General features: G+C 73.0%; 19 protein-coding genes and 1 tRNA gene. 9 read left to right on the plus strand and 11 right to left on the minus strand.

Annotated elements, in window-relative coordinates; translation table 11 throughout:
- Positions 1-95 precede the first annotated feature (95 nt).
- From ACFVYF_RS14940 to ACFVYF_RS14980, 9 genes are all read right to left on the minus strand, one after another.
- The gene (locus ACFVYF_RS14940) at positions 96-1,196 is read right to left on the minus strand and encodes a GNAT family N-acetyltransferase (protein ID WP_389455812.1); all 1,101 of its coding nucleotides are present in this window, start codon (positions 1,194-1,196) and stop codon (positions 96-98) included.
- Between the two features lie 182 nt (positions 1,197-1,378).
- Positions 1,379-2,047 (minus strand): lipopolysaccharide biosynthesis protein, encoded by a 669-nt coding sequence (locus ACFVYF_RS14945; RefSeq protein WP_389455617.1) that lies wholly within the window; start codon positions 2,045-2,047, stop codon positions 1,379-1,381.
- A complete protein-coding gene (locus tag ACFVYF_RS14950) occupies positions 2,047-3,177 on the minus strand; it encodes a glycosyltransferase (RefSeq protein WP_389455618.1) in 1,131 nt (376 codons plus the stop codon). Before ACFVYF_RS14950 ends, ACFVYF_RS14945 begins: the two co-directional genes overlap by 1 nt.
- On the minus strand, positions 3,177-3,869 hold the full coding sequence (locus tag ACFVYF_RS14955; RefSeq protein ID WP_389455813.1) for a polysaccharide deacetylase family protein: 693 nt from the start codon (positions 3,867-3,869) through the stop codon (positions 3,177-3,179). The genes ACFVYF_RS14950 and ACFVYF_RS14955 overlap by 1 nt, the downstream gene beginning before the upstream one ends.
- Before the next feature lie 82 nt (positions 3,870-3,951).
- Complete coding sequence (gene murJ, locus ACFVYF_RS14960; protein ID WP_389455619.1) at positions 3,952-5,931, minus strand: murein biosynthesis integral membrane protein MurJ; 1,980 nt, start codon at positions 5,929-5,931, stop codon at positions 3,952-3,954.
- A 110-nt stretch (positions 5,932-6,041) separates the two neighbouring features.
- On the minus strand, positions 6,042-7,607 hold the full coding sequence (locus ACFVYF_RS14965; RefSeq protein WP_389455620.1) for an O-antigen ligase family protein: 1,566 nt from the start codon (positions 7,605-7,607) through the stop codon (positions 6,042-6,044).
- A gap of 4 nt (positions 7,608-7,611) precedes the next feature.
- A complete protein-coding gene (locus tag ACFVYF_RS14970; protein ID WP_389455621.1) occupies positions 7,612-9,045 on the minus strand; it encodes a sugar transferase in 1,434 nt (477 codons plus the stop codon).
- Positions 9,042-10,253, minus strand: coding sequence for a glycosyltransferase family 4 protein (locus ACFVYF_RS14975; protein WP_389455622.1), 1,212 nt, complete (start codon positions 10,251-10,253; stop codon positions 9,042-9,044). Before ACFVYF_RS14975 ends, ACFVYF_RS14970 begins: the two co-directional genes overlap by 4 nt.
- A 40-nt stretch (positions 10,254-10,293) precedes the next feature.
- A complete protein-coding gene (locus ACFVYF_RS14980; protein WP_389455623.1) occupies positions 10,294-11,394 on the minus strand; it encodes a DUF3344 domain-containing protein in 1,101 nt (366 codons plus the stop codon).
- Positions 11,395-11,702: 308 nt separating this feature from the next.
- Here ACFVYF_RS14980 and chpG point away from each other — a divergent pair, with 308 nt between their 5' ends.
- From chpG to ACFVYF_RS15025, 9 genes are all read left to right on the plus strand, one after another.
- The gene (gene chpG / locus ACFVYF_RS14985) at positions 11,703-11,942 is read left to right on the plus strand and encodes a chaplin ChpG (protein ID WP_389455624.1); all 240 of its coding nucleotides are present in this window, start codon (positions 11,703-11,705) and stop codon (positions 11,940-11,942) included.
- Positions 11,943-12,172: 230 nt separating this feature from the next.
- On the plus strand, positions 12,173-12,838 hold the full coding sequence (locus ACFVYF_RS14990) for a hypothetical protein (RefSeq protein ID WP_389455625.1): 666 nt from the start codon (positions 12,173-12,175) through the stop codon (positions 12,836-12,838).
- Between the two features lie 253 nt (positions 12,839-13,091).
- Positions 13,092-13,394, plus strand: coding sequence for a hypothetical protein (locus tag ACFVYF_RS14995; protein WP_389455626.1), 303 nt, complete (start codon positions 13,092-13,094; stop codon positions 13,392-13,394).
- 94 nt (positions 13,395-13,488) lie between these two features.
- On the plus strand, positions 13,489-13,728 hold the full coding sequence (locus ACFVYF_RS15000; RefSeq protein ID WP_389455627.1) for a chaplin: 240 nt from the start codon (positions 13,489-13,491) through the stop codon (positions 13,726-13,728).
- A 175-nt stretch (positions 13,729-13,903) separates the two neighbouring features.
- Positions 13,904-14,401 (plus strand): DUF5949 family protein, encoded by a 498-nt coding sequence (locus tag ACFVYF_RS15005; protein ID WP_389455628.1) that lies wholly within the window; start codon positions 13,904-13,906, stop codon positions 14,399-14,401.
- Complete coding sequence (locus tag ACFVYF_RS15010) at positions 14,401-14,997, plus strand: vitamin K epoxide reductase family protein (RefSeq protein WP_389455629.1); 597 nt, start codon at positions 14,401-14,403, stop codon at positions 14,995-14,997. The genes ACFVYF_RS15005 and ACFVYF_RS15010 overlap by 1 nt, the downstream gene beginning before the upstream one ends.
- Before the next feature lie 172 nt (positions 14,998-15,169).
- On the plus strand, positions 15,170-15,673 hold the full coding sequence (locus ACFVYF_RS15015) for a hypothetical protein (protein WP_389455630.1): 504 nt from the start codon (positions 15,170-15,172) through the stop codon (positions 15,671-15,673).
- Positions 15,674-15,770: 97 nt separating this feature from the next.
- Positions 15,771-16,271, plus strand: a complete 501-nt coding sequence (locus ACFVYF_RS15020) for a tyrosinase cofactor (RefSeq protein WP_389455631.1) — start codon at positions 15,771-15,773, stop codon at positions 16,269-16,271.
- Positions 16,272-16,357: 86 nt separating this feature from the next.
- Positions 16,358-17,224, plus strand: coding sequence for a tyrosinase family protein (locus ACFVYF_RS15025; protein ID WP_389455632.1), 867 nt, complete (start codon positions 16,358-16,360; stop codon positions 17,222-17,224).
- Positions 17,225-17,396: 172 nt separating this feature from the next.
- On the opposite strand, the gene ACFVYF_RS15030 is transcribed toward ACFVYF_RS15025, so the two are convergent.
- Together ACFVYF_RS15030 and ACFVYF_RS15035 are read right to left on the minus strand one after the other, a co-directional pair.
- Positions 17,397-17,666 carry a chaplin gene (locus tag ACFVYF_RS15030; RefSeq protein ID WP_389455633.1) on the minus strand — a complete coding sequence of 90 codons (270 nt, stop codon included), beginning with the start codon at positions 17,664-17,666 and terminating at the stop codon, positions 17,397-17,399.
- Positions 17,667-18,189: 523 nt separating this feature from the next.
- Positions 18,190-18,265: transfer RNA gene (locus tag ACFVYF_RS15035), tRNA-Arg, on the minus strand.
- Positions 18,266-18,521 lie beyond the last annotated feature (256 nt).

The following is an 18,521-nucleotide window of genomic DNA, read 5'->3' on the forward strand; positions in this document are numbered from 1 at the left end:
GGTCTTTGTGGGGGGGGGGGGGGGGCCCGCCGGGGGTTTTGAGGGGGGCCCCCCCCCCGGCCCCCCCGGGGGGGGCCCCGGGGGGGGGGGGGGTCTTACCCCCCCCCCCCCCCACCGCGCTCCCTCTCCCGCCACCGGAGCACCAGATCCTTGGCCCGGCCGCGGGCGGCGACACCGAGGGCGACCGCCGCCATCAGCGGGGCCGTCCGCCGCCGGGCGAGCAGCAGCCGCTGGTTGACGACCTCCTCCGGCCGCCAGCGGGACTTGTACGGTTCGTCGCCGCGCAGCAGGCTCAGTACCTGCCGTTCACCGCTGACCGCCTCCTCGGCGCAGGCACTCAGCAGCATCGTGGCGACATCCGCCTTCAGCTCCCGCAGCCGGGGGTCCGCGCCGTACAGATAGCCGCCCGTCAACCGTGGTGACATCAGCGTCAGATCGACCGCCATCACCGTGCCGTCGATACGGAACTCGGTCACCATGGCGTCGCCGGAGCGGACCATCCGGCTCACCGACCGCACCAGGTGCTCGGCGAACCGCGGCCGGACATGCTCGGTGGTCACCTTGCGGCCCCGCCACTGCAGTTGGTGCAGCTCCAGCAGCCTGCGCAGCGCGGTGTCCACCTCGTCGTGCGGGACCACGCGGTGCTCGATGCCGAGTGCGGTGAGCTTGCGCAGCTTGGCGCGCGCACGCTGGGCGCGGGACGGGGGCAGCCGCTCCAGCAGCTCGTCCATCGGGCGGGCGGGCAGCTCCAGACAGACCGAGTCCCGCACGCGCCGCCGCGGGCCGCTCCACCGCGCGTGGATCCGTTCGACCGCGGCGCCGGGCCGCACCTCCCGGAAGTCGATCAGGGCACCGCGCGCCGCGCGCGTCAGCGCCTCAGCCAGCGCGGACGCGGCCGGCTCGGCGTACTCGTCGTCCAGCAGCACGTCCCCGTAGTCGGAGATCGCCCCGCCCAGCGGCACCAGGGCGGGCAGCGGAGCGCGTACGCGCATCAGGGGCGCGGCGGCCCGCAGTTCACCGCCGTCCCTGACCACGACGAGGGCCAGCCTGCCGCGGGTGCCGTACGAGAGCCACCAGGAGTGCAGCCAGGCGTGGCTCTGGAACGGGGTGGCGGCGGAGCACCGGCGGTACAGCCGGCCCCAGGCGGGCGCCAGGTCCGCGAACTCGCGCTCGTCGGTGACGAGTTCGGTGACCAGTTCGCTGCCGCGAGCCACGCCGGCGGTGGCGTCGGAGGTGGTGTCGGAGGCCGGGCCGGGAGCCGGGATCGGCCGTGCTCCGGCGGCGGGCTCGGGGCCGGGATCCGCCGCCGCCCCCGCTACGGTCTCCGCGGCCGAGGCGCTGCCGGGCCCGGTGTTCACCCCCGCGGCCTGCCCGGCCTTCACAGCGTGCCGTGGGCGTCGGCGGCGACGGCCGGGCTCGGCACGGACGCGGCGCGCGTGGCGTCGTCCGTCGCCCGCCGGGGCCGTACGAGCAGGGCGAGGCCGCCGAGCAGCCCGCCCGCGCAGACACCCACCAGTCCGGTCACCGACGTGGACGCCGACGACGCCGCGGCCGGCTTCACGGCGCGCGAGAACTGCAGGAGCTCGACGTTGGTGCTGCTCTTGGTGTCGTTCGCGTGCTGGGTCAGTGAGCGCGAGACGGCGTTGGCCATGTCGGCGGCCAGATCGGGGCGCGAGGAGGTGGCCGAGACGGCGATCATCGGGGCATCCGGCGAGGTCGCGGTCTGCACGCTCTGCTGCAGCGTTGTCATCGGCACCCCCGCCCAGACCTGCGCGTCCCCGAGCACCGCGAGCTGCGTGGCCACCCGGCCGTACGCCTGCGCGAAACCGAGCGCCGACGCCGGGTCCGACTTCGCGGTCGGTACGGCGATGACGTAACTGGTGGCGGTGTACGTCGGAGGCGTCAGCACGCCGTACGCGCCGCCGGCCAGGCCGCCGAGCAGGGCGCCGGCCGCGAGCAGGGACCACGGCGGCAGGGTCCGCACGCGGGACAGGGCCCCGGCCGCCCGGCCGGTCGGGCGGTGGGGTCCGGTGTGGTTGTCGGTCATCAGGAACTCACTCCCAGAGGGGTGCAGGAGACGGCGGCCGCGTACACGTCCATGAGCTGGGCGGCGCTGCGGGTGATGCAGTAGTGGTGAGCGGCTTCGGGGGCGGTGCGGGGCCGGGGGCCCTCGGCGCGGACGCGCGCCAGGGCCCGGGCGAACGACTCCGCACCGCCCTGGACGCGCCGCGCGCCGAGCGCGGCGCCCGGGGGCAGGTCCTCGATCGCCGGGCAGGAGACGTAGAGCACGGGCAGCCCGGCGGCCAGGGCCTCGACGACGGCGAGGCCGAACGCCTCCTCCGCACAGGGCGAGGCCAGCGCGTCCATGGCCGCGGTCAGCGACGGCAGATCGGCCCCGGGGAAGCCGCCCGTCGGACGCTCGCCGGTGAACAGGACACGGTCCGCGACGCCCGCCTGCTGCGCGGTCCGCCGCAGGACGCTCTCCTCAGCGCCGCCGCCCACCAGCAACAGCCAGTAGTCGGCGGGGAGTTCGGCGAGCGCGCGGATCAGGACGTCGAACCGCTTGCCCGCGGTCAGCCGGCCGACGCCTCCGACGACGTACGCCCCGTCCGGCAGCCCGAGCCGCCGGCGGGTGCGCTCGCGCAGGACCGGGTCGAAGCGGAAGCGGTCCAGGTCGATGCCGTTCGGCACGACCTCGATGCGCGGCGCAGGGACGCCCCAGCGCCGCAGCCGGTCGGCGACGGTGGGGGAGACGGCGACCGTGGCGCTGCCGAGCCGTTCGCTGGCGAGATACAGCGCGCGGACGCCCGCGCTGAGCGCGCGCCCCTCCATCTGCGAGTCGCCGAGGGAGTGTTCGGTGGCGACGACCGCCTTCACACCGGCCAGCCGCGCGGCGATCCTGCCGTACACGCAGGCCCGGTAGAGATGGGTGTGGACGAGGTCGTAGCCGCCCGCGCGGATGATCTTCACCAGCCGGGGGAGGGCGGACAGATCGCGGTTGCCGGTCATGCCCAGGTGGATCACCTGGACGCCGTCGTCGGCGAGGCCGTCCGCGACACTGCCCGGGTTGGTGAGGGTCACCACGTCGCAGTCGACCGGCAAGTGCCGCAGCATCAACCGCAGTTGCTGCTCGGCACCGCCCACACCGAGGCCGGTGATGACGTGCAGGGCCTTCATCAGACCCCCTCGACGGGGCGTCGGCGCAGCCGGTGGAGCCGGTGCTTGAGCAGCAGGCGTACGGCGGTGTCGTTCTGGCCGATGTGCACGCGGGGGAGGGCGAAGGGGCCGGTCAGGGGGCCGGGGTCGATCGCGCAGGCGTAGCGGTAACCGGCCGCCCGTACGGCGTCGACGGCCCGCTGGTCGAGGGTGCCGTACGGATAGCAGAAGCCGTCGATGTGAGCACCGATCAACTCGGAGAGCAGTGCTCTGCTTTCGCTGACCTCGGCGTGCAGGACCGCGTCGTCGGCCCGGGTGAGGTCGACGTGGGTGAGTCCGTGCGAGCCGATCTCGATGCCTTCCGAGGCGGCGGCGACGCGGATGCCCTGCTTGTCGAGGAGGGGCTTGCGCGGGCCGAGCGGGTCCCACGCGTTCTCGCCGCCCAGCCGGCCCGGCAGCACGAAGAGGGTGGCGCCGCAGTCGTGCCGGAGCAGGACCGGGAGGGCGCCGGTGACGAAGTCGGCGTACCCGTCGTCGAAGGTGAGACCGACCAGGCCCTGTCCCTCGCCCCGGGCGCGGGCGGCCAGCAGCTCGGACATGCCGACGCCCCGCAGGCCCCAGCCGCGCAGTCGGCCCAGCTGCTCGTCGAGGCGCTCGGGCGAGACGGTGATGCGGTACGGGTCGTCCGAACAGTCGCCCACGGAGTGGTACATCGCCACCCACGGGGGTGCCTCGCGGCGTCCGGTGGCCGGTCTCGCGCGGTGCGTGACGGGTCTTGGGGCGTGGCTGGTGCGGTCAGCGGAAACGGACATGCGGAAGCCTTCGGGTCGCGGAACGGAGGGCGGGTGCGACGGCCTGTGCCTTCAGGGCCCAGGCCAGCAGGACGAAGACGACGGTGACGGTGGTGCCGCCGACGACGAGACCGAGGGCGGGGGAGTCCACGCGGCTCGCGCAGAACGTCCCCACGGCCGCGGCCGCCGCCGCGGCGCGCACCGGTTTGCCGATCTCGGCGACGACTTCCCGGGTGCGGATCGGCACCCCGTGCCGTCCCATGCCGGCCAGCAGGAGCAGCGCGGAGAGGGTGATGCCGAGGGCGTTCGCGGCGGCGATCCCGCACACGCCCCAGGGCCCCACGGCCCACGCGCCGATCCAGGAGGTCGTGACGATCCCCGCGGCCATCGCACCCAGCGGATACCAGGTGGGCCGCCCCGCCGAGAAGTACGAGCGGACGAGCGCGCCGACGAGGGTGTGACCGAGCAGACCGAGGGCGTACACGCGTATCACGGCGGCGGTGGCCGCGGTGTCCTGCGCGGTGAACGCCCCTCGCTGGAACAGCAGTTGGATCAACTGCGGCGCACAGGCGACGACCGCCGCGGCGCCGAGCAGCACCGTGCAGGACACCAGCGCCAGATCGCGCTCCACCCGGGCCCGGGCCCGCTCGGTGTCGCCCTCCGCGATCGCCTGCGCCACCACCGGGAAGGTGACGGTGCACAGCATCAGCGACAGCACCATCGGCATCTGGGCCACTTTCTGGGCGTAGTTCAGATGCGAGATGGCCCCGGCGGGCAGGGACGAGGCGAGAAAGCGCTCGATGAGGACCTGCGACTGCCGGCACAGCGCGAAGAGGAGAACGGTGGCGACGAGCGCGAGGTCCATGGGACGGGCGGCGGGGTCGGCGCCGGTTCCAGCGCGGGTTCCGGTGGTGGCTACGGGCTGGTCGTGGGTGGCGTGTTCGGGAGGCGGGAGTTGGTCGTGGGGGGCGTCCTGGGTGGTCGTCCGCTCGGCCCGCGGGTCGTCCGGCGTTGCGGTCGGCTCGACTCGAAGGCCGTCCGGCGTGCGGGGCTGCAGGGTTCGGGAGTCCTCCCGGGCGGCGGTCGGTTCGGCCCGGTGCGCGTCCGGGGTTCCAGCCCCCGGCGTCCTCCGCAGCTGCCGCCACAGCGCCGGCAACTGTGCCGCCACCATCAGCGCGCCGCCCACCGCGACACCGACGGCCGCCGACCGCACGCCCCAGCGCCCGCCGAGGACGAACATCGCCGCGATGATGCCGGTGTTGTAGGCGACGTAGATCGCCGCGGGCGCGACGAACCGGCGGTGTGCGCGCAGGGCCGCGCTGCAGTACCCGGCGAGCCCGAAGCTCAGTACGCAGGTCGCCGTCAGCCGCGTGCAGTCCACGGCGAGCCCCGGATCGGGCAGCCCCGGAGCCAGCGCCTTCACCAGATACGGCGCCCCGGCGATCATCAGCGCCGACACGGCCGCGAACGCCAGCGACAGCCGCGGCAGCGTGGTGGTGACCATCGCGCGGACGGGATCGCCGGCGGCCCCCCGCGCCCGGCGCGCCACGGCCCGGCTGAACATCGGTACGAGGACGAAGGCCAGCCCGTCCTCGATCAGCAGCGTCGCCGCGAACTCCGGCACCGTCCAGGCGACCAGGAAGGCGTCGGTGTCACTCCCGGCCCCGAACAACCGCGCGAGTGCCTGGTCCCGGCCGAGTCCGAGCAGGGCACCGGCGATCGACAGCCCCACGGTGACGAGTGCTGCCTTGGCGAGAAATCCGCGGGGGGCGGAGGTACCGGCCTCGGCGCGCTCCCCGGCGCCGGCGCCGGACCCACCCGGACTCCGGGGCGGACCGGCGGGCCCTTGCGCACCCGAACTCCCGGGCGGATCGGCCACACCATGCGTGCCCGTACTCCGGGGTGTGTCGACGGCGCCGGGCGTGCCCGTACTTCGGGGTGTATCGACGGCGCCGGGCGAACCCGCACTCCGAGGCGTATCCACGGCCCCGGGCGAATCCGCCCCCGCTCCCGCCCCCGCTCCCGCCCCCGCTCCCGCCCCGCTCCGCGTCCCAGGTACCGCGGCCGTGCCGTCGGCCTGGGGAGGTGTCGCCGTCATCGCGCCGCGGCCTCTCCCGAACAGTCCACGGCCGCACCGGAACGCGCGGCCTCCTCGCCCGGCCCGTCCGCGGCTCCGACCGGCGCCGCGGACGCGGGATCAGCCAGCGCCCACCAGGCCACGAGCCCGAAGCACACGGCGGTCAGCGCGGTCGAGGGCCCGCCGATGTCGCCGTACACGAAGTCCACCAACTGCCAGATGAGCAGCCCGCACGCGACGAGCGCACAGTCGAGACCGCGCGCCCCGCCGCTCCCCGGGCCGTTGGCGGCCGCCACGTCGAGACCGCCGCTCCCAGGGCGCGCGGCCGCCGCGTCTGACCCGCGGCTGAACCCCGGAATCCCGACGGCCCCCCGCTCAAGTCCGCGGAGCCCGCCGAGCCCGCCGAACGCACCGTCAGCACGGCCCGCTCCGCCAGGCGCCGACTCGGGCTCCGGCCCCGGTGCCGCCGCGTCGGACCGCCGTACCCGTACGAGCCCCCGCACCCCGCACAGCAGCAGCGCCAGCCAGCTGCCTCCCAGTGCCAGCAGCCCTGCCAGCCCCTGTTCGCTCAGTACGAGCAGATACATGTTGTGCGGGGAGAGCAGCGGCTGCTTGCGGAAGGCGGCGCCCGCGCCCTCGGTGTCGCTGCCCGACGACAGCGCCAACGAGGCGTGTCCGTCCCGGTGTTCGGGGAAACCCTTCAGCCCGACCCCGGCCACCGGGTGCTGCCGCCACATGCCGACGGCGGCCGCCCACATCGTGTAGCGGTCGGTCACCGACTGGTCGGGCGCGTCCGTGACCTGCGTGATGCTGCTGATCCGCTCCTGGAGCATGGCCGTACCGATGCCGAATCCGCCCACGAGGACGACGCACGCGGCGGCGACCACCGCGAGCACCCGCACGGCGCGCCGCATCCCGGCCAGCGCCAGCTGCGCCACCACCGCCACGGCCGTGGCGATCCACGCGCCCCGGCTGAACGACAGCGCGAGGGGTGCGAGGAGCAGCAGCGCGCATCCCACCGCGGCGGCCCGCTGCCGCGCGGGACCGGCACCGAGCGCCAGCCCGACCGCGCACACCAGCCCGAACGCCACCACGGTCGCCATCCCCATGACGTCCGCGGCCCCGAACGTGCCGACGGCGCGGATCTCCTCGCCCATGTACGAGGCACCGGTCCCGGTCGCGTACTGGTGCACGCCGATGGCCCCCTGCCACAGCGCCAGACCGACGAACGACCAGGCGAGCAGCCGGAAGTCGCGCCGGTCCCGGACCAGCAGCACCACCGCCGCCGGGACCAGCACGAAGATCTGCAGATAGCGGACGAGACCGGTGAGCCCGGCCCCCGGCGAGGCCGCCCCGACCGCCGCGACCGCGAAGCCGACGACAGGCAGGCCCAGCACCACGGCGGCGGCAGGGGACAGCGGGCGCCGCCGCAGCCGTACGAGACGCAGCGCGCACCACACCACGACGAGTCCGGAGACGGCGTCCGCGGGCGTCGCACCGCCCTCCCCGCCGGGCGCGACCGGCAGCGCGAGCGTCGCGATCACCGCCACCAGGGGCAGTACGGGCGTCCACCTGAGGGTCACCGGCTCAGCTCCCCGTCGGACGGACGAGCGCCGCGGCCGTGCGCAGCAGGATGCAGATGTCCTGCCACAGCGACCAGTTGTCGATGTACGCGTTGTCGAAGCGGCACCGGTCCTCGATCGAGGTGTCGCCGCGCAGCCCGTGGATCTGGGCGAGCCCGGTGATGCCGGTCCGCATCCGGTGCCGGGCCGCGTAACCCGGGTACGCCTGGCTGAACTTGCCGACGAAGTAAGGCCGTTCAGGTCGCGGCCCGACCAGGCTCATGTCGCCCCAGAAGACGTTCCACAGCTGGAGCAGCTCGTCCAGCGAGGTCCGGCGCAGGAAGCGGCAGAACGGGCTCATCTCATGCTCGTTCGCCACGCTCCACCGAGTCGCCGCCTCGTGTGCGTCGACCGGGCGGTGCGTACGGAACTTCAGCAGGGTGAAGGGCCGCCCGTCCTTGCCGATGCGCTCCTGCCGGAAGACCACTCCGGGCCCGTCCGTCAGCCGCAGCACCACCGCGCAGACCAGCAGTACGGGGCCGGCCGCCAGCAGCAGCGACCCGGAGACCAGCACATCGAGCAGCCGCTTGCCGACACTGCCCCGGGGCCCGGCCACGCTGAGGCGCCGGCAGGCGAACCCGGCGAGCCGCTCACCGCGCATGTCGTACGACGGCGAGTCCGCGTCGACGTCCCACAGCACGCAGCCCGACTCGCCCAACGCGCGCAGCAGCGGGGCGTGGTCGGCGCGGCGTCCGACGACGAGGACGGCCTGGACGCCGTTCTGGATGAGCGCCCGCTGCACCTCCTCGCCCGTGGTCAGCACCGGCAGCCCCTCGCCGCCGCCCGGCTGCCGGTCCACGATGCCGACCGGCCGTACCCCGGACCACGGATGCCGCAGGAAGGCCGCGGCCACCCGCTGAGCCGTACCGGCGGGACCGATCACCAGGGCCGCGACGGGACGGCGGACCAGCGCTCTGCGCCGCCGCCAGTGCACGGCACCGCGGCCCAGGCAGCTCGCCGCCGACTGCAGGACGCAGCCCAGCGCGAGGGTCCGCGCGGACAGCGCGTGACCCGGGGAGTGCGCCGCCACCAGGGCCGCCAGCAGGCACCAGGCGACCGCGATCCGCGCGCAGACGGCGGGCAGTTCGTCCAGGACGGCGGGCACGGCGGCGGTCCGGTACAGCGACGCGCGCGCGTTCAGCCCGAGTACGGCGGCCAGCAGCAGACCGGCGAGGAGCGGCCGTCCCTGCGTCTCGGCGAGCGCCAGACACGCCAGCAGCCCGGCGCCGGCGTCGACCAGGGGCAGCGGCAGCCGCGAGGCCCGCCGCACGGAGGTCCGCCGTCCGGCGGGAAATCTGAAGCCGTCGGCGGCCTCGCGCGGAGGGATGACCGAGACGGGCGAGAATCCGTGCTCCCGTGGCTGTCCGCCGGGGGAGGGAACGGTGCTTTCCGCAGTCACGAGTGGATGGACTCCCTGCACTCGGTGGGTTCCCCGCTCGGGGCGTGCTCCGCGCGCTCGGCGTGCCCGGCGGGCCGCGCGGCGAGCAGTTCGCGGTACACGTCCGCGACCGCTTCGGCCGTGTGCCGCACGTCGTGCGTGGTCAGTACGTGGCGTCGCCCCCGCCGGCCGAGCGACTCGCGCAGCGGGGGATCGGACAGCAGGCCGCAGAGTGCGTCGGCCAGCGGCCCCGCGGCTCCGGGGGGCACCAGACACCGGGCCTGGACGTCCGGCGGCAGGCTCTCCCGGGCGCCGTCCACATCCGTGACGACGACCGGCCGCCCGCATGCCATCGCCTCCAGCGGCGCCAGCGCCATGCCCTCCCAACGGGACGGCAGCACCACCAGATCGGCGGCCCGGTACCAGGGCACGGCATCGGGGGCGGCCCCGGCGAACAGCACCGAGTCCGGCGCGAGAGCCCGCAGCCCCTCGGCATCCGGCCCGTCGCCCACCAGCACCAGCCGGGCGCCGGGCACCCGCCGGGCCACCGAACCCCAGGCCTCCAGCAGGACGTCCTGCCCCTTCTGCCGGCACAGCCGCCCCACGCAGACCACCAGGGGCGCCGCCGGATCGACCGCCGCGAGCAGCGGAATCCCGGCCCGTACGGCCCCTGCCGCCGCGGGGCAGAAGCGTGCCGGGTCGACGCCGTTCGGGATCACCCGCCACGGGGCGGCCACTCCGGCCCGCTCCCCGGTCGTCCGCTCCGCCTCGCTGACGCACACCACCCGTGAGGCCCAACGCGCCCCCCGCCGCTCCCACTTCAGCGCGAGCGCGGCGGTGACCCCGCCGACCGCCTCGAACGACCAGGCGTGCGGCTGGAACACCGTCGGTACCCGGCCGCGTACGGCCAGCCGGGCGGCCAGCCCCGCCTTCGCGCTGTGCGCGTGCACCACGTCCGGCCGTGTCTCCCGGACGATCCGGCCGATCCGCCGCACCTCCCGCGCCAGCGACGGCCCCGGCGAACGCGTCGCCCGCCACGGCCGTACGTCGCCACCGAGCGCCCGGACCGCGTCGGCGAGCCCTCCGCCGTCCGGACACGCGACGGTGACGTGCAGTCCGCCGGCGAGCTGAGCCCGCGCCAGGTCCAGGACCACACGGGCCACCCCGCCGTCCTCCGGCTGGGTGACGTGCAGGATCCGCGTCGCAACGGCGGTCGATGACAGTGGCATACGCGGTTCCTCGCTCACGGACGGCGCCGGCGGGCGCGCGTCACTGCTTGGCGTCGACGGCGACGAAGAGTGCCCCGACCCAGGCCGCGTCCCGCTGCGCAACGAGCCGGAAGACCAACTGGTCACCACCGCGCCGCAGCGCTCTGCTCAGGTCGAGGACGTCGGAGTCGTAGCCGAGCGTGTTCGGGTACGCGGGAATCCGCCCCGCGGACGCCGTCCCCGGCTCACTGATCGTCGAATTCAGTACGTCGTCACGAGGGTTGGCCGCGTCGCTCAGCACGGTCGCCCCGCCGCGCCCGGTCGACACCGTCAGCGAGTCGCCCCTGCTCCCCGCGTCGCCGTTGTAGGCCACCAGCCCGGCGCTGCCGCGACCGCGCTCGGCGATCCGCAGCCCGCGCAGCCGCACCACCTGCTCCGCGCCCGGCGCGAGCGCGTCGAAGCCGTCCCACACCGCCAGCTGCCGCAGCGGCTCCGACTCGTGGTCGTACGCCACCACCAGCGTCCAGCCGCCCCAGGCGCCGGCGGCCGAGCGGCCCATCGCCACATTGACCTGGGCCACCGTGTACAGCCCCGAACCACTCGCCCGTACCAGCCCGGTGACGTCCGCCGAGGCCTGGAAGGCGTCCGCGCCACGGGCCACTCGGTGCCCGACGACGGTGTCCGCGAGCACCGGCTTGTAGTCCCCGCCGGGCTCGGCGACCAGCACCCGCCCGTTGTCCTTCGCCGGCTTCTGCTCACCCACCCGCAGATTGCCGCCCCAGTACAGCCGTGCGTACGAGACCCGCGCCCCCTCGGGCAGACGGACCTCCGCGCGGCTGGAGTTGTAGGTGTTCGGGTCCTTGTCGACATCGATGTAGAACATGTCGAAGTCGCCGTTCGCCGCCGCCCTGCCCTCGCGCGCCGTGGCACACGAGGGCGCCGGCGCACGCGTAAGGACTGCCGTACGGCAGGTGATGGAAGAGTTGGCCGCCCGGACGATTCCACCGTGCCGCAGCGCCTGATACCGCTGGGTGAACGTGAGGCTCTCCGCCTCCGCGGCGGACGGCGCTGCCCTCGCGGGACCGCCCGGCACCCAGAGCGCGGTCAGGGCCAAGCAACCCACCATCGCACGGCGCAGCAGACGTCCCGGGGAAATACGCATGACCGGCGTTGCCCTTTCGGGGTGAAAAGGATCTGGATCAGCAGACGGACAAAAATGTGCAGATCACATGGGTGCCGCCTCGACTCCCCCGACTGTTTCCCGTGGATCCCAGCGGCCTCAGGAGGAGCGCAACTCTAGCCCGCTATCCGTATTTATCGGTGAAACCTGACAAGTGTGTCGGAATGGTGAAGCAAGGGACTTTGCGACATCACCCCTTTGGAGGCACAACCCGCGCGTGCGCCGCGCGTTGACACAACGCCGGGCATCCCCGCCCGGATGTTGTGTCGACCTCCAAGGAGCACCTCTCCATGTCGCGTATCGCGAAGGGCCTGGCCCTGACCTCCGTTGCCGCCGCCGCTGTGGCGGGCACCGCCGGCATCGCCGCCGCCGACAGCGACGCGCACGGCGCCGCCGCCCACTCCCCGGGCGTGCTGTCGGGCAACGTCCTGCAGGTTCCGATCCACATCCCGGTCAACGTCTGCGGGAACACCGTCAACGTGATTGGTCTGCTGAACCCCGCGTTCGGCAACCAGTGCGTCAACGACTGACGCAAGCTCGGACCCTTCTGCCGGCCGTCCTCCCCAACGGGAGGGCGGCCGGTCCGCGTTTGCCCCGAATGGGCGGAGGGGGTATCCGCGCCCCCGCACGGCTTCTCACCAGGGACGACGTCCGCGGCAACGGCGCCAGGCGGCCCTTGGGCGCGCTCGCTCGGTTGCAGGTGGCGATCACCGCTTCCACGGTGATCACAAGCTTCACGCCACCATCGAAAGGAATCTCCATGCGTGCACTGTCCGCACGGCGCCTCGCGTCCTCCGCGCTCTGCGCCACGCTCCTCGTCGGGATCGCCGCTCCGGCCGCCATGGCGGCCGACAGCGACTCCGCGCGTGGCCGCACAGCTTCGGCGGCGCCCGTTCCCGGCGCCGACGGGCTCCTGTCGCAGGTCACGGCACTCGCGGGCGTCGGCAGTGTGCTGACCCCGGTCACCGACCTGCTCAGTGCCGTACTCAAGGCCGACAAGGGCCAGCTCTCGGCCGACGAGGTGACCAAGCTCGGCGACGCCGCGAAGGCCGCGATCGCCAAGGCAGCCACGGCTGCGCCGGCGACGCCGCCGGCCGCCCAGACGCCCGCCAAGCCCGCGACGCCCACCACCCCGACGCTGCCCGGTCTGCCGGCGCTGGGTGCCCAAGGCCCGCAGGGCAAGGCCGTGCTGGACAGCAAGGCCGACGCGGTCACCGACCTCCAGACCACGCTGGAGAACCTGCTCCAGGCCATCACCTCGGGCGACGTCAGCAAGGTCGTCCCGGCGGTCACCGGCGTACTGACCGGTCTCGTCAACGTCGTTGTCTCCACGGTGGTCGGCAGCGGGCTGCCCGCCCCGAGCCTGCCCGGTCTGCCGGCGCTGCCGAGCACGTCCGGTGTCCCGGCGACCGGTCTGCCGTCCTGATCACGGCGACCGCTGTCTGAGGCGAAGCAGTCGCCATCCAGCCGCCGGGCCGGCCTCTTCAAAAGGCCGGCCCGACGGCTGTTTTATATGAGAATGAGACGCGCCGTTCATTCGGGTGGGTTCCGGGAATTTTTCGCGGCCGTGGTTTCCGGTGCGTACAGGCATCGTTAACAGGACGCAGTGAGACCAGGCATGCGCAATGCCTGCGTGAAAATTCCCTCTGGCGACGTGAGTTGCCGAAGAAAGGAACACGATGAAGTCCCTGAAGGCCGCCGCTGTCGTCGCCGGGTCCCTGGTCGCCGCGGGCGCCGCCGCCCCCGCTTTCGCGTACGACTCCTCCGCGTTCACGCCCACCAGCCTGAACGGCGCACTGGAGACCATCACCAGCCAGCGCACGCTCAGCCTGGACAACCTGCAGCCCCTGCAGCACCAGTCGGACGCGCTCAACACCGAGAACAAGGACTCCGTGCTCAGCAGTGTGAACGGCGCGACGGACGCCCTGAACTCGGCCGGCGGTCCCACCGCCCTCCTCGGCGGACTTCCCCTTCAGGGTTAATTACTTCATTCATTTCATTTCACCGCGTGTCCTTACGGAACGACTTGAGGGTGCGTCCATAGTCTGGGGCAAATCCTCAAGGAAAGGACCGACGATGAACACTGCCAAGAAGGCCGCTCTGCTTTTCGCCGCTGCCGGAATGGCCGCGGGTGCTGCCGCGGGCAGCGCGCACGCGGACGCCGGTGCCCAGGGTGCCGCGGTCAAGTCCCCGGGTGTGCTCTCCGGAAATGTCGTTCAGATCCCCGTGCACGTTCCGGTCAACGTCTGCGGCAACACCGTCAACGTGATCGGTGCCCTGAACCCGGCGTTCGGCAACGCCTGCGTCAACAAGTGACGTCGTACCGACGTTGACAGGGCCGATTCCGCATCCCGCGGAATCGGCCCTTCGCGTTGTGGCCGTTCGCGTTGTTCGAAAAGGGTCCCTCGTTCGTGTGATCGCCCTGCCCGGCATCACCCGGACGGGTGAGAACGCGGGCGGGCCAATTCGGGCCCGTCGATAGGGTTCCGCGGTGACCTCAACCTCAAGCGAAACGCGTCCTTTCCGCGCCGCCGATCTCGGCACGCTCGTCCTCATGGCCTTCAGCGGTGAGGCCCCCGACGGCGACATGCCCTACCTCCTCGCCTACACGCTGGGCGACGGCGAGGGCGGCCCGGAGGGCTCCACGGCCGCCGTCGTGGAACTGCTGCGCAACAACGGCCTGTCCGTGGGGGAGCAGATCGTCGACGGCGCCCGGCACCCGAGCCTGCCGCTGACCCTGCTCGTCGAGGCGGGCCAGGCCGTCGTCAACATGCCGTACTTCAACGCCCAGTGCACCGTCCCGCCGGAGTGGCTCGCCGCGATCGGCGAGCGCGGATACGCCTACTTCCTGTTCGCCACCCGCCCTTGGCCGGAGGCCGAGCCGGGCAAGCCCGTCGCGCCGGAGAGCCTGACCGCCTTCGCGGGTGACGAGGAGGTCCTGAACAGCGCGGCCCACGCACTCCTGCCCGCACGCAGCCTGCGCGGCTGATGGCGTCCGTCGCGGGGCGGACGGTGGGCGGCAGCCGCGCGTTCGCCCTGCTGCTGGTGATCACGGGTGCGGCCGGTCTGCTCGCCGCATGGGTCATCACCATCGACAAGTTCAAGCTGCTGGAGAACCCCGACTTCGTGCCGGGATGCAGCCTGAACCCGGTCGTCTCCTGCGGCAACATCATGAAGAGCGACCAGGCCTCCGCCTTCGGGTTCCCCAACCCGATGCTGGGGCTCGTCGCGTACGGCATCGTCATCTGCGTCGGCATGAGCCTGCTCGCGCGGGCCACCTTCCCGCGCTGGTACTGGCTGACCTTCAACGCCGGCACCCTCTTCGGCGTCGGCTTCTGCACCTGGCTCCAGTTCCAGTCCCTGTACCGGATCAACTCGCTGTGCCTGTGGTGCTGTCTGGCCTGGGCCGCCACGATCCTCATGTTCTGGTACGTGACCTCGTTCAACGTACGGAATCAGTTCCTGCCCGCTCCGGGCCGGCTGAGGGCGTTCCTCGGGGAATTCACCTGGGTCCTGCCCGTGCTGCACCTCGGCGTCATCGGGATGCTGATCCTCACTCGATGGTGGGACTTCTGGACCAGCTGATCATCGTATCCATGTGACAGCCGTACAAAGGATTTCCGTAGCGTCGTATATCCGCATGGCCGTCGGTCCGACTACTGCGTCCGTCGGGGGAATCTTGCGCTGATGCCGTTCTCAGGATCGTTACCCGGTACGGACGCAGAGCACCCAAATTCCGAAAGGGACCGTACCTGAGATGAAGTCGACCACTCGTGGAACTCTTGCCGCCGTCATGACCGGGGTGGCGGCCGCGGTCGGCGCCGCCGCGGCGACGCCCGCCGCCGCGGTTCCCATCCCCGTACCGCTGGGCGGTGCGGAGCGTGCCCTCGGCATGGAACTGCCCCGGGCCGGCGGCGAGCTGCCGTTGCCCGTGCCAGGCAGCCCGGAGGGACCGCGGTTCGTCACGGGCCGGCTGGTGCCCGACCGGACCCTGCCCCAGCTGCCGATCAGCGGCGGCCTGCCGGGGGCGGACCTGCAGGCACCCCTCCCGCAACTCCTCGGGGACGACTTCGAGAACCTCGGGGTCCGCGCGCCCGCGGCCGACCTGCGGACCCTGACCCCGGGACTGTCCGTGGACACCCCGCTGACCCCGCCGAACCCCGACAACCTGGGTCTGCCCGACACGAAGCTCCCTCAGCTCGCCGTGCTCACCCCGCTGTTGCAGACCGTGCCCGCGGCGAACCTCGGCCTCGGCGGCTGAGACGACGCGCGGGATGGGGTCCGGGCGTTCGTTCGCCCGGGCCCGGCGCCCGTACACCGGGCGGTCATCGCCGCCGGATCCGACAAAGGAGAGAACATTGTTCGTCAACAGAGTGTCGGTGACGTCGGCGAGCCCGGAGGAACCCGGGAGCAGAACCCGGCGCAACGCGCTGCGCGCACTGTTCGCCTCGGTGGTCGTCGCGGCCGCGGTGCCGGTCGTCGCGGCCTCGCGGCCACCGGGTGACCACGAGGTGGTGTCGGATCCGGACGACGTCGCGGACCGGTTCGACGAGACCTACCGCGGCCGCCGGATCCGCGGCACCTGGACGGGCTCGGCGGGCCGGGCCGCCTACGGCGGTGGCCAGTGGAGCGTCACCGTCGACGGACAGCCGCTGCATCTGATGCGGCGCGCGGACGGCACGTATCTGAGCATGGTGGACCACTACGAGTCGTACCCCACCCCCCTCGCCGCGGCGCGCGCGGCCGTCGACGAACTGGGCCCCTCCCAGCAGTTGCGCGGCACGGCCGCGCACGGAAGCGGGAGCGGGCACGGCGCGTCGGGTGACCCGGCGGGGAGCCATCATGGCGCCCACGCGTAGGCCGGAGGGGGCCACCGGTATGGCGTACCCGCGCGGGGCGGAGGGGGCCGGGATGGGGCACACGGGCCGGGCGGAGGGGGGCCGGGATGGCGTACACGCGTAAGGACGTCAGCACGCTGACCCGCGCGGAGCGGCGGCGGTTCGTGGCCGCGATGCTGGAGATCAAACGCCGCGGTGAGTACGACGAGTTCGTGCGGATGCACATCGAGTACTACGTCTCCGACGGCGAGGGCGGCCTGCGGGCGGCCCATATGGCGCCCTCCTTCCTGCCCTGGCACCGGCAGTTCCTGCTGCAGCTGGAGCGGGCGCTGCGGCGGGTGGACTCCGGGGTGAGCGTGCCGTACTGGGACTGGACGCGCAGCCGCGGGAGGTCCTCGGCGCCCTGGACCGCGGACCTGCTCGGCGGCAACGGGCGACGCTCCGACCACCAGGTCATGACCGGCCCCTTCGCCTACACCCATCGCAAGTGGACGATCAAGGAGGGGGTGACCGACGTCAAGTACCTCACCCGTGACTTCGGCCGACCCCAGGACCCGATCGAACTGCCGACCAGCAGCGAACTGGGCCGCGCCCTGGCCGACCCCGTGTACGACACCTCGCCGTGGAACTCGACGTCCACGCAAGGCTTCCGGAACAAGCTCGAAGGGTGGGGGGCCGGCACCGGCAACAGTGCCTGGCGCAACCACAACCGCGTCCACCGGTGGGTCGGCGGGCACATGCTCGGCGGTGCCTCGGTCAACGACCCCGTCTTCTGGCTGCACCACGCCTTCGTGGACCTCCTCTGGTACCGCTGGCAGCGGCGGCACGGGGGTGCGCGCTATCTGCCCGCACGGGCGCCGTCCCTGGGCAGTTCGCAGCACGGACGGATCGTCGCGCGGCACGAGGCGATGCCGCCATGGAACGTGACGCCGGATCAGATGGAGGACGTGGGGCGGATCTACCGGTACGCGTAGTCGGTCGGGCGGTACGTGTGGTCGGTCGGGCGGTACGTGTGGTCGGTCGTCCCGGGGCTCCGAGGCTGCGGGGGTGCCGGGTTACGGGGTTACGGGGCTCCCGGGTTACAGGGGTACGGCAGAGGCTCCCGGCGGTGGGACCGCCGGGAGCCTCTCTGCGTGGGGCGTCGGCTCAGCCGCCGTAGCCACCGTGCTTGTCGTCGCTCTTGTTGATGCAGGTGTTGCCGAAGGCCGGGTTCAGCAGACCGATGACGTTGACGGTGTTACCGCACACGTTGACCGGCACGTGGACGGGGACCTGGACGACGTTGCCCGAGAGGACGCCGGGCGAGCCGACCGCCGTAGCGCCGGCGCCCGCGTCGGCCGTGGCAAGACCGGCCCCGCTGAGGGCCACGACGCCCGTGCCCAGGGCGACAGCGGCTGCCTTCGCGATGCGAGACATCACGTTCTCCTTTGACTTGGTGAGTGCGGCTGCACGAGCGCGACCGCACTTCCCCTTCAACGCGCCGGTGCACGGCTGGTAACGGCGACCGCCACCGCGTCACCCTTTTTGAACAGGGCTTTCCACTGCTTCCGGGAGGGGCGTACGGGAATGCGTGGGGGGCGCGAGAGGCGTGGGGGCGTGCGGCGGAGGGAGGTCGGGCAGCGCACACACCGCGTCGGCGCGCTCCCGTGTGAGGTGCCGGCTACAGGCACTTCCTGCACATCGAGGGCTCAGCCGCCCGGGGCTACCTTGCTGCCGGTCTCGCCGAGGCCCAGCAGCCTGAGCAGGCGGCCGCGCGGGTCCGCGCCTACGGCCGCGCAGGGCCGCGGCTCGGTGGGCGAGGGGCCGGCTGGACGGTGGGCGACGGGCCGGCTGGACGGTGGCCGTGTCTGTTCGCGGCCACTCGGGGCGATCCCCCATCTCTGGCCGGGCGGACAGCCCCGACCAGCAAAAAGGCCCTCCCGGAGGGGAGGGCGGAGACTGGCGCCCCCGGCAGGACTCGAACCTGCGGCCAAGCGCTTAGAAGGCGCCTGCTCTATCCACTGAGCTACGGGGGCCGGGTGTGGTGGCCTGTGTCCTGGTGCCCGGGTGTGGGCTGATCCGTGACCTTGCCGGGGACAAGGATAGGGCTCCCGCGTCCTTGTCCTTGGTGCTTCCCCTCCGTGGCTCGATGTGGAGGTTCGGTGAAGCGGTCCTGATAATCGCAGGCAGGTGCGAATCGTGCATCGCTTTTGGCGTCTGTCGCCCCGGGTGTTGTGCACTCGTTATGCCTGCGCCCCAGTCGTCCCTTCTGCCCCGTGTGCCCTCTCGGCG

The organism is Streptomyces sp. NPDC058274 (genome assembly GCF_042881375.1).
Classification (GTDB): Bacteria; Actinomycetota; Actinomycetes; order Streptomycetales; family Streptomycetaceae; genus Streptomyces.

What these genes read in the sequence shown, in the direction of transcription:
- ACFVYF_RS14945 (WP_389455617.1), bottom strand. Translation starts at nt 2,047, where the DNA reads ATGACCGACAACCACACCGGACCCCACCGCCCGACCGGCCGGGCGGCC.
- ACFVYF_RS14950 (WP_389455618.1), bottom strand. Translation starts at nt 3,177, where the DNA reads ATGAAGGCCCTGCACGTCATCACCGGCCTCGGTGTGGGCGGTGCCGAG.
- ACFVYF_RS14955 (WP_389455813.1), bottom strand. Translation starts at nt 3,869, where the DNA reads ATGTACCACTCCGTGGGCGACTGTTCGGACGACCCGTACCGCATCACC.
- ACFVYF_RS14975 (WP_389455622.1), bottom strand. Translation starts at nt 10,253, where the DNA reads ATGCCACTGTCATCGACCGCCGTTGCGACGCGGATCCTGCACGTCACC.
- ACFVYF_RS14980 (WP_389455623.1), bottom strand. Translation starts at nt 11,394, where the DNA reads ATGCGTATTTCCCCGGGACGTCTGCTGCGCCGTGCGATGGTGGGTTGC.
- chpG (WP_389455624.1), top strand. Translation starts at nt 11,703, where the DNA reads ATGTCGCGTATCGCGAAGGGCCTGGCCCTGACCTCCGTTGCCGCCGCC.
- ACFVYF_RS14990 (WP_389455625.1), top strand. Translation starts at nt 12,173, where the DNA reads ATGCGTGCACTGTCCGCACGGCGCCTCGCGTCCTCCGCGCTCTGCGCC.
- ACFVYF_RS14995 (WP_389455626.1), top strand. Translation starts at nt 13,092, where the DNA reads ATGAAGTCCCTGAAGGCCGCCGCTGTCGTCGCCGGGTCCCTGGTCGCC.
- ACFVYF_RS15000 (WP_389455627.1), top strand. Translation starts at nt 13,489, where the DNA reads ATGAACACTGCCAAGAAGGCCGCTCTGCTTTTCGCCGCTGCCGGAATG.
- ACFVYF_RS15010 (WP_389455629.1), top strand. Translation starts at nt 14,401, where the DNA reads ATGGCGTCCGTCGCGGGGCGGACGGTGGGCGGCAGCCGCGCGTTCGCC.
- ACFVYF_RS15015 (WP_389455630.1), top strand. Translation starts at nt 15,170, where the DNA reads ATGAAGTCGACCACTCGTGGAACTCTTGCCGCCGTCATGACCGGGGTG.
- ACFVYF_RS15025 (WP_389455632.1), top strand. Translation starts at nt 16,358, where the DNA reads ATGGCGTACACGCGTAAGGACGTCAGCACGCTGACCCGCGCGGAGCGG.
- ACFVYF_RS15030 (WP_389455633.1), bottom strand. Translation starts at nt 17,666, where the DNA reads ATGTCTCGCATCGCGAAGGCAGCCGCTGTCGCCCTGGGCACGGGCGTC.